This is a genomic window from Mycobacterium sp. E796 (assembly GCF_001672815.1).
Classification (GTDB): Bacteria; Actinomycetota; Actinomycetes; order Mycobacteriales; family Mycobacteriaceae; genus Mycobacterium.
The window spans coordinates 20,239-29,565 of sequence record NZ_LZKK01000172.1; the positions used below are offsets into that span (position 1 = coordinate 20,239).

Annotated in this window: 8 protein-coding genes and 1 pseudogene; 2 read left to right on the plus strand and 7 right to left on the minus strand. The window is 68.0% G+C overall.

Annotation, left to right across the window (positions count from 1 at the left end):
• Positions 1-2 precede the first annotated feature (2 nt).
• The 5 genes from A5706_RS12840 to A5706_RS12860 form a co-directional block, all read right to left on the minus strand.
• Positions 3-1,637 (minus strand): fatty acyl-AMP ligase, encoded by a 1,635-nt coding sequence (locus tag A5706_RS12840; protein ID WP_068131070.1) that lies wholly within the window; start codon positions 1,635-1,637, stop codon positions 3-5.
• A 256-nt stretch (positions 1,638-1,893) separates the two neighbouring features.
• A complete protein-coding gene (locus tag A5706_RS12845) occupies positions 1,894-2,844 on the minus strand; it encodes a 4-(cytidine 5'-diphospho)-2-C-methyl-D-erythritol kinase (RefSeq protein ID WP_068131071.1) in 951 nt (316 codons plus the stop codon).
• A gap of 79 nt (positions 2,845-2,923) precedes the next feature.
• Positions 2,924-3,871 (minus strand): 16S rRNA (adenine(1518)-N(6)/adenine(1519)-N(6))-dimethyltransferase RsmA, encoded by a 948-nt coding sequence (rsmA, locus tag A5706_RS12850; RefSeq protein WP_068131074.1) that lies wholly within the window; start codon positions 3,869-3,871, stop codon positions 2,924-2,926.
• Positions 3,835-4,962, minus strand: coding sequence for a resuscitation-promoting factor (locus A5706_RS12855; RefSeq protein ID WP_197517819.1), 1,128 nt, complete (start codon positions 4,960-4,962; stop codon positions 3,835-3,837). The genes rsmA and A5706_RS12855 overlap by 37 nt, the downstream gene beginning before the upstream one ends.
• 180 nt (positions 4,963-5,142) lie before the next feature.
• Positions 5,143-6,006, minus strand: coding sequence for a TatD family hydrolase (locus A5706_RS12860; RefSeq protein ID WP_068131081.1), 864 nt, complete (start codon positions 6,004-6,006; stop codon positions 5,143-5,145).
• Positions 6,007-6,024: 18 nt separating this feature from the next.
• On the opposite strand from A5706_RS12860, the gene metG reads away from it, so the two are divergent.
• Both metG and A5706_RS12870 read left to right on the plus strand, forming a co-directional pair.
• Entirely contained in the window at positions 6,025-7,566 is a 1,542-nt protein-coding gene (metG, locus tag A5706_RS12865; RefSeq protein WP_068131084.1) for a methionine--tRNA ligase, read from the plus strand.
• Positions 7,567-7,793: 227 nt separating this feature from the next.
• A complete protein-coding gene (locus A5706_RS12870; RefSeq protein ID WP_068131088.1) occupies positions 7,794-8,156 on the plus strand; it encodes a PAS domain S-box protein in 363 nt (120 codons plus the stop codon).
• Between the two features lie 90 nt (positions 8,157-8,246).
• Here the strand turns inward: A5706_RS12870 and A5706_RS12875 are convergent, their stop codons facing one another.
• Both A5706_RS12875 and A5706_RS12880 read right to left on the minus strand, forming a co-directional pair.
• Positions 8,247-8,975, minus strand: coding sequence for a TetR/AcrR family transcriptional regulator (locus A5706_RS12875; RefSeq protein WP_068131090.1), 729 nt, complete (start codon positions 8,973-8,975; stop codon positions 8,247-8,249).
• 132 nt (positions 8,976-9,107) lie between these two features.
• A pseudogene (locus A5706_RS12880) lies at positions 9,108-9,327 on the minus strand (TetR/AcrR family transcriptional regulator); the annotation flags it as partial.

A 9,327-nucleotide genomic window follows, 5' to 3' on the forward strand; every position in this document is an offset into this window, starting at 1 on the left:
GACTAGCTGACCAGCGTGACCGAATTGGACCGGCGTAGCTTGCCCGACGGCGTCTTCGGGATGGTGCCGGGGCCCAGCACGACCACGTTGCGCGGACGCACGTCGACCTCGGCCACCACTTCGTGCGCGACCTGGTGCTCGATGCGGCGCACCTCGGCCGGGTCCTGCCAGGCGTTGGACTCGACCGCGACGGCGAACGTCTCGCGGGAGTGGCCGGCGTCGAGGCGCACCGCGACGGCGCAGCCGGGCCGGACCCCCTCGACGCGGCAGGCGGCCCGCTCGATGTCGGTCGGGTAGATGTTGCGGCCCGCCATGATGATGACGTCCTTGACGCGGCCGCACACCACGACGTGGCCCTCCTCGGTCAGGTAGCCAAGGTCGCCCGTGTCGTACCAGCCGTGCTCGTCCTGCGCCGGGATGAAGCCGCCCATGGTCAGGTAGCCGGGCGTCAACGACTCGCCGCGCAGCTCGATGACCCCCACGCCGCGCGCGGGCATCACGTTGCCGCTCTCGTCGATGATGCGGGCCTCGAGGTCCTTCAGCAGCGGACCCAGCGTGGCCAGCCTGCGGGTGTTGCCCTTGGTGGCCGGGACGGCGCGGCGCAGCGCGGCCAGCAGGTCGGCGTCGACCTCGTCGACGACGAGCCCGGCGTTGCATTCGGAGAACGACACCGCCAGCGTCGTCTCGGCCATGCCGTAGGCCGGCAGGATCGCCGAGGGCCGCAACCCGAACGGCTTGCCCGCGTCGAGCAGGTCCTCGACGTCGGCGGGCTCGACGGGCTCGGCGCCGGACAGCGCGAAGCGCAGGGTCGACAGGTCGAAGTCGCCGGGCTTGGCGTTGCGCCGCAGCCGCTTGGCCAGCAGCGCGTAGGCGAAGTTGGGCGCCGCGGTCATGGTGCCCTTGTACTTGTCGATGAGCTTGGCCCACAGCAGCGTGTCGCGCAGGAAGTCCATCGGCGTGACCTTGACCAGCTCCGCGCCGAAGTACATCGGGATGGTCAGGAAGCCGACCATGCCCATGTCGTGGAAGCAGGGCAGCCAGCTGACCATGACGTCCTTCTCGACGTCGTACTGGGCGCCGATGAACATGGCCTCGGCGTTCGAGTAGATGTTGCGGTGGGTGATCTGGACGGCTTTGGGAGATCCAGTGGAACCGCTCGTTAATTGCATGAGTGCCAGGTCGTCCTCGCCCACCTCGACGGGGTCGATCGGCTCCGATGCGAGCAGGTCGCCGACGGTGAGGACCTTGAGGCCCTTCTCCTCCAGCACGGGGATGGCCACCAGGAAGGGCTCGGACACGATGACGGCCTTGGCCTCGATCATGCCGATGACGGTCATGGTGTCCTCGGCCCATACGACCAGGTCGGTGCGCGGTGTGGGCTGGTGCAGCATGGTCAGGCTGGCGCCGCGCATCCACAGGCCCTGCGCCGTGGGGGCGATTTCCACCGGGAAGCCGGCGAGGACGCCGACGGCGTCGCCGAGGCCGATGCCCGCGGCGGCCAGGCCGCCCGCGATGCGGCGGGCGCGCTCGTGGACCTCGCCCCAAGTGTGCCGGACGGGTTCGTGGGGTTCACCGGTGACCATGCCCGTCGTTGCGGTGCGGGCATTGCGGAACATCTTGTCGGTAAACCTGCTCACAAAAACCTCCTCGGTTCCGGCAGTTGCCCCAAGGCCCGGAATCTCATGTTCCGCCTGCTGGGTGCCAGTTTGTAGCAGCTACGCGAGCACGATTGCGCAGCGGTTAGGTCTCGGACAGGTGATGAGCCAACGAGCCCACCGGTAATTCCGGTGGGCGAGGGAATCGAGTGGTCTTGCTTACCGCTGCTCGTCACCGCCAGTTATCTTAAACTCCTCTTAAGTAACTGCCAAACTGTGACGCGCCTTGAGTGCGAATTCACACTTCAGTGGGGGCGGGCACCACGCGGGCGCCGGGCACCGGGCCGGTGGCGACCCGAACGGTGCGACACACGCCCGCCCCGGACAGCTGGGTCCCGACGTCCACCGCCGACGCCGCCGACGTGCACAGGAACGCACACGTCGGGCCGGAGCCGGAGACGATGCCGGCCAGGGCGCCCGCCTCGACGCCGGCGCGCAGCGCCTTTCGCAGGGCGGGGTTCATGCTCACCGCGGCCGCCTGCATCTCGTTGCCGAGCAGCGGCGCCAGTTGCTCCGGGTCGCCCGCGGCCAGGGCCGCCAGCACCGGCCCGGGTTCGGCGAGCCGCGGCGGTTTTCCGGCCTTCCTGAGCCGGTCCAGCTCCTTGAACACCGCCGGGGTGAGCAGCTCGCCGTCGGCGAACGCCAGCACCCAGTGGAAGCTGTTGCGGGACAGCACGGTGGCCAGCTCCTCGCCGCGACCGGTTCCCAGCGCCGTCCCGCCGTGCAGCGCGAACGGCACGTCGCTGCCGAGCTTCGCGGCGAGGATGCGCAGGTCGCGGCGTGGCACGTTGAGTTCCCACAGCGAGTTGATCGCAACCAGCACCGCCGCCGCGTCGGCGCTGCCGCCCGCCATGCCGCCCGCCACCGGAATGGACTTGTCGATCATGATCGAGACGTCGGGCGCCCGGCCGACGTGTTCGGCCATCAGCTCGGCCGCCTGCCACGCCAGGTTGCGCTCGTCGGTGGGCAGCTTGTCGGCGCCCTCGCCGACGAGCTCGAGCGACAGCACGTCGGCGTTGCGGACCGTCACCTCGTCCAGCAGCGAGACGGCCTGAAAGACCGTCGTCAGCTCGTGATAGCCGTCCTTGCGGCGGTCCCCCACCGCCAGGTACAGGTTGACCTTTCCGGGCACCCGTACGGTGACCGACCCGGTGGGCACCCACTGCGCGGCGGTGTTGCCGTCAGACATCGGGGTTTCCGTCAGACATTGTCGACCACCGCAGCAGACTAACGCCGCGCCGGGCTAACCACACGCCACGGCGCTCCGGTCAGCTCGCCGAGGCGTGCCCCGAAACGCTCGGCAGCGTGTCGTCCGGATCGCCGGAGCGACGCAACAGCCGCACGAAGTCCTCGATGGACAGCGTCTCGCCGCGACGGGCCGGATCGATGCTGGCGGCCAGCAGCCGATTCGCCGACTCGTTGCCCGAGCCGGCCCACTCGGCGAAAGCGTTGCGTGATGTCTTGCGCCGCTGGGCGAATGCGATGTCGACGAGTTCGAACACCCGCCGCCGGAAGGTGTCGTCGGTCGGCCACGGCGAGGTCGCGTACCGGTCGATGCGAACCAGCCCCGAATAGACCCGCGGGATCGGCCAGAAGACGGTCGGCGAAACCATGCCGCAGCGGCGCACCCGTCCGAAGAAGCGGACCTTCACGCTGGGCACGCCGTAGTCCTTGCCGCCCGGCTCGGCGGCCAGCCGTTCGGCGACCTCGGCCTGCACCATCACCGTCACGGCCCGAATGGACGGGAATTCGGCGAGCAGGTGCAAGATCGCCGGGACCGCGACGTTGTAGGGCAGGTTGGCGACGACGGCGGTGGGTTCGTCAGGCGCGCCGGGCACCTCGTCCCGGCGCAGCGTCAACACGTCGCGGTTCAGCACCGACAGCCGGTGTATCTCGCTGTGCGAGTGTTCGGCGACGGTCTGCGGCAGCCGACCGGCCAGCGCCGGGTCGATCTCGACGGCGGTGACGGTGGCGCCGCGGTCAAGCAGCGCAAGCGTGAGCGAACCGAGCCCGGGACCGACCTCCAGGACGTGGTCGGACCGGCCGACGCCGGACGTCGCGACCACCCGTCGCACGGTGTTGGCGTCGTGGACGAAGTTCTGCCCCAAAGCTTTTCGTGGCCGAAATTCCAGTTCTTTGGCCAGCCGCCTGATCTCGGTGCGCCCGAGGAGCCGGATGGTCAGCTTGCACCAGCTCTTCCGCTGCACACGGGCCAGGCGCCCCAGCCCTGGCGCTGCCGGGTCACCTCGGCGATGGCGATCTGCTCCTCGCGGGTGGCGAGGTCGGCGCGGGGCGCGAAGCGCAACCCGCCGTTGCGCTCCCAGGTCCCTTGGTCGAACTGCACACCGCCGTAATACCCGTTTCCGGTGTTGATCGCCCAGTTGCCGCCGGCCTCGCAGCCGGCGATGGCGTCCCAGATCGACCCGTTGCTCACCGGCGGCACGTCGGTGCCGGGCTTGGTGCCCACGCGCACCACGGCTTCATGGGCCGGGGTGATCACGGTGTTGGCGATGGGCAGCCTGCCGGTCTCGACGCCGTTGACCGTGGCCACCGCGAACGTCACGTCCTGGGTGCCCGGGCTGCCCGCGTCCTCGACGACCTGGCGGCTGACGTTCATCTCCGGGTCCTCGATCCGGCGCGCGGGCGGCTGCAGCGGGACCCGCTCGGTGACCCGCTGGATCCGGTTGCGCGTGACCTGGATCTGCATCCCGTCCACGATGGGGGCCGACGCCCCGGGCGCCACCTGATCGCTTTCCAGCAGCGGCGCGCCGGCGGCGTTCAACAGCCCGGCGACGTTGGCCGCGGCGAGGTGGACGGTGCGCACGGCGCCGCCGTCGTTGATCTGGACCGTCTTGGCGCTCACGACCGGCAGCGCCATCCCGGCCAGCGGAACGCGGCTGCCGCGGGAGGCGGCGGCCGGGGCGGTGTCGGTCATCGCGAGTTGGGCCAGCGCCTCGTCCACGGTCGACGCGGTCGTCCACACCTGCTTGGAGTCGTGGCCGTCCAGCGAGATCTGCAGCGGCCGGCTGCGCCGCAACACGATGTTGGCGGCGTCGCGCACCTCCACGTCGGCAGCCGGGTAGAGGTCGTCGCGCTCGTCGACCCTGAAGCCGTTCTCCTGGACGATGTCGATCACCCGCGACTTCATCGTCGACACCCGCATCGCGATTCCGTCAACCGTCAGGGTCACCGTCTTGGACGCGGAAACCGCGAGGCCGCCGGCGAAGCCCAGTACCAGCAGCAGGCCCGCAACAACGAGCCGCAACATTGGTGATGAATTGTGATGAAGTTTTGTCAATACAGTCAACGCGCGTTACTCCGCCTCAGCAACCAGTCACGAACCACTCAGCAAGAAAATGACTACAAACGACAGCGGGGCCCAGAGGCCCCACCGTTCGATCACAAGACGGTAACGAACCGGCCAATGTTCAGCAACTCCGACGCGTCTCCGGCGCGTCACAGTCGGGCAAATCACCGGACGGCGCCGCTACCCGGCGGCCAGCCCGTAGACCCGGCGGGCATTGCTGGTCGTGACCTGCGCCAAGTCTTCGGGACGGCGATCCAGCAGTTCAGCGATCGCCCGCACAGTATAGGGAAGGCAATAGGGCTCATTCGCTGCGCCTCGATAGGGGTGCGGGGTCAGAAAAGGCGCATCGGTTTCCACCAATAGCTGCTCCGGCGGGATCAGCGCGACGGCCTCCCGCAGGGCGCGCGCATTGCGGAAACTGACCGTCCCGGACAGGCTCAGCAACCACCCGCTATCCACGCAGCGGCGGGCCATCGCGCGGTCCGATGAAAAGCAATGAAAGATCACCGCGTCGGGGGCGCCCTCCGCGGCCAGCACGTCGAGCACCTCGGCGTCGGCCTCCCGGTTGTGGATCATCAGCGGCTTCCCGAGGCGCTTGGCCAGGTCGATATGCCAGGCGAAGGCCTCCCGCTGCGCGGACGGCTCCGCGCAGCCCTCCAGCCGGCCCGGCCAATACAGGTCCATGCCGGTCTCCCCGACCGCCACCACCCGGGGGTGGGCGGCAAGCCGCTGGATCTCGGCGCGGGCCGCGTCGTCCAGGGCGTTCGCGCGGGTCGGGTGCAGCGCCACGGCGGCGTAGACGCGCGGATCCCAGTCGGCGGCGCGCGTCACCCAGCGCGCCGAATCGAGATCGTCGGCGACGGTGACCACCGCTTGGACGCCGACCGCGGCGGCGCGGTCGACGATGGCCCGCACCTCCTCGGCTCCCATCTCCGGCCCGGCGCCGCACGCGTCGAGGTGGGTGTGCGCGTCGATCAGGGGCGCCAGCGGCTCGGGTGCGGGCGGCGCTTGTCGTTCACCAGAGCGGTTGGAACTCACCGCCACACAATAGGGTGAGTCTCGATGAGGCCCTACTACATCACCACCGCGATCACGTACCCCAACGCCGCGCCGCATTTGGGGCACGCGTACGAGTACATCGCCACCGACGCCATCGCGCGGTTCAAGCGGTTGGACGGTTACGACGTGCGCTTCCTGACCGGAACCGACGAGCACGGGCTCAAGGTCGCCCAGGCCGCCGCGACCGAGGGCCTGCCCACGGCCGAGCTGGCCCGGCGCAACTCGGATGTCTTCCAGCGCCTGCAGGAGCGGCTGAACATCTCCTTCGACCGGTTCATCCGCACCACCGACGCCGACCACCACGAGGCGTCCAAGGAGATCTGGCGGCGGATGGCCGCGGCGGGCGACATCTACCTGGACACCTACTCGGGCTGGTATTCGGTGCGCGACGAGCGATTCTTCGTCGAGTCGGAGACCGAAGTCGTGGACGGGACCAGGATCGCCGTCGAGACCGGCACCCCGGTGACCTGGACCGAGGAGCGCACCTACTTCTTCCGGCTGTCGGCGTATGCCGACAAGCTGTTGGCGCACTACGAGGCGAACCCCGACTTCATCGCCCCCGAGGTGCGGCGCAACGAGGTGGTCAGCTTCGTCTCCGGCGGCCTGCGCGACCTGTCCATCTCAAGGACCTCGTTCGATTGGGGGGTGAAGGTCCCGGATCACCCCGACCACGTCATGTACGTCTGGGTCGACGCCCTGACCAACTACCTGACCGGCGTCGGCTTCCCCGACACCGGCTCGGAGTTATTCCGGCACTATTGGCCCGCCGATTTGCACATGATCGGCAAGGACATCATCAGGTTTCACACCGTCTACTGGCCGGCGTTCTTGATGTCGGCCGGAATCGAGTTGCCCCGCAGGGTCTTCGCACACGGATTTCTGCTCAACCGCGGCGAGAAGATGAGCAAGTCCGTGGGCAACATCGTCGACCCGGTTTCGCTGGTCGACACCTTCGGCCTCGATCAGGTGCGCTACTTCCTGCTGCGGGAGGTGCCGTTCGGCCAGGACGGCAGCTTCAGCGAAGAGGCCATTGTCACCAGGATCAACGCCGACCTGGCCAACGAGCTCGGCAACCTCGCCCAACGCTCGCTGTCGATGGTGGCCAAGAACCTCGACGGCGTGGTGCCCGAGCCGGGCGAGTTCACCGCGGCGGACACCGGGCTGCTGGCGTCGGCCGACGGCCTGTTGGAGCGCGTGCGGGCCAATTTCGACGGTCAGGCGATGCACTTGGCCCTCGAAGCGATCTGGCTGATGCTCGGGGAGGCCAACAAATACTTTTCGGCCCAGGAGCCGTGGGTCCTGCGCAAGAGCGAGTCCGAGGCGGATCAGGCCAGGTTCCGAACCGTCCTCTATGTCACGTGCGAGGTCGTCCGCATCGCAGCGCTGCTCGTCCAGCCCGTCATGCCCGAGTCGGCCGGCAAGCTGCTGGACCTGCTCGGCCAGGGCGCGGACCGGCGGGCTTTTGACGCGGTCGGCGTGCGGCTGGCCCCCGGCACTGCCCTGCCGCCGCCCACCGGTGTGTTCCCGCGTTATCAGGCGGAGTGAGCCGAAGCAGACCAACGGTACGCAGCATCCACGCGATGGGAACGGGACGGCTCCCGGCGCGGTCGAGTGAGTGCGACACACCCGGGAAGGTTTCGTTTTTCGCGGCTGTACAAACCCATTCGCGGGAATCTTGCGCGCCATGGGGAAAAGCGTCGGAACTGCGCCATGCGATAGGCCATAATCGGCATGTGGAGCGACGACGAAACCGGCAACAAAACCAATCGCCGATGACTACCTTGAAGGAGTTGCCCGCGTTGGTCGTCCTGGAAAGAATTCCGATTCCGGTGCTCGCCATCGGGAACGACGGCAGTATCTTGTTCACCAACACCGCCTTCGCGGAGATGGTCGGCTTTGATCCCGAAGAGGTTCTCTCCCTGCGGTTTCACGAGATCTTCCACGAGGCTCCGGAGTCGGACTCCTTGCTTTCGGTCGTGCACGCACTCGCGAATATGGTCGTCGACTTGGCCCACAAGGACGGGTCGGTGGTTCGGGCTTTGATGAGCAAGTCGGCGCTCCTGCGCGCGGACGACCAGTTCGCGCTCGCGGCGTTCCAGGACCTCACCGAGCAATTGTGGGTCGAGGAACGCTAGGCGCCGATCTTTAAACCTTTAGGAATCCGCACGGCGCAATGAGATACCCATAGTACGGAATGCGCTCACCCGACGGGCGGTCGTGATCGCCTAGCCGGCGTCGGGGACCGCGGCGCCCTGGCCCTGTGCCGATCCGGCCGGCGGTCCGTGGCGCAGCGCCTCCCGGGAAAGGAATTCGCGGAAATAAGGTAGCGACGCCTCCGTGACGATTCCTGCGAGCATGAGTTTCCAGAATTGATTCGTATGGGGAGCCAGCCCCGCGTCGACCGCCGCACCCGCATCCCGCCCCGCCGCGCCCTTGGCCGCCATCGCGTTGTACAGCAAACGCGTTCCGAACATGGCGCCGACGATCGACTCGCTGATCACCACCGGGTCGAGATCCTCTCGGACGTCGCCTTCGGCGGCCGCCCGCTGGGCCTGGGCCGCCATCAGCTCAACCATGTTGGCGCAGAACCGCATCGCCGCTTCGTTGAAGCCGGTCAGAGCAGCCGTCAATTGCTCGGCGGCCCGGGCGGTCTTGTCGGAGCTGAGCACGTTGGCGATGGTGAACGTGCCGTGGATCATGTTCTCGAGCGCGGGAGACGACGACCCGCACACGTTGCGGAACGCGACGAGTAGGGTCTCGGAACCTTCTTCGATGATCGCCGAAGCCAGCGATTCCTTCGAGTCGAAGTGGTGGTAGAGGGCTCCCTTCGTCATGCCGGTCCGCTCGATGATCGTGTTCCAGCCGGCCGCGGCGTACCCGACCTCGCCGAAAACGTCTATCGCGGCGTCGAGGATCTTCCGCCGAGTGGCTTCCGATCGAACCTGGCGCGCCATCGCGTCTACACCTCCGGAGTTCCGTCGATGTCCCCAGACGCGGATCTCGACAACTTCACCAACCTTCCGGCCGGAGCGGTAAGCGTAACAGCCGCCCACGCGCGGGCCCGATCGCGCGACCTGCCCATGGCGTTATCCGGAATCCGTGCCCGCCGAGGTGGAGTTGATCGCCAGTGCCGCGCGGCGCCTGAGGAATTGGCGGAAGTAATCGATGCGCTCCGGTTGCAGGATTCCGGTCAACATCAGGAGCCAGCACTTCTCCAGGTCGTGCAAGAACCGCTCCGGTTCCTCCAGGTTGCTGGTTTGGCGCAGCCCCATGTGCAGGGAAACCACCAGGCGTCCCACGTCTTGC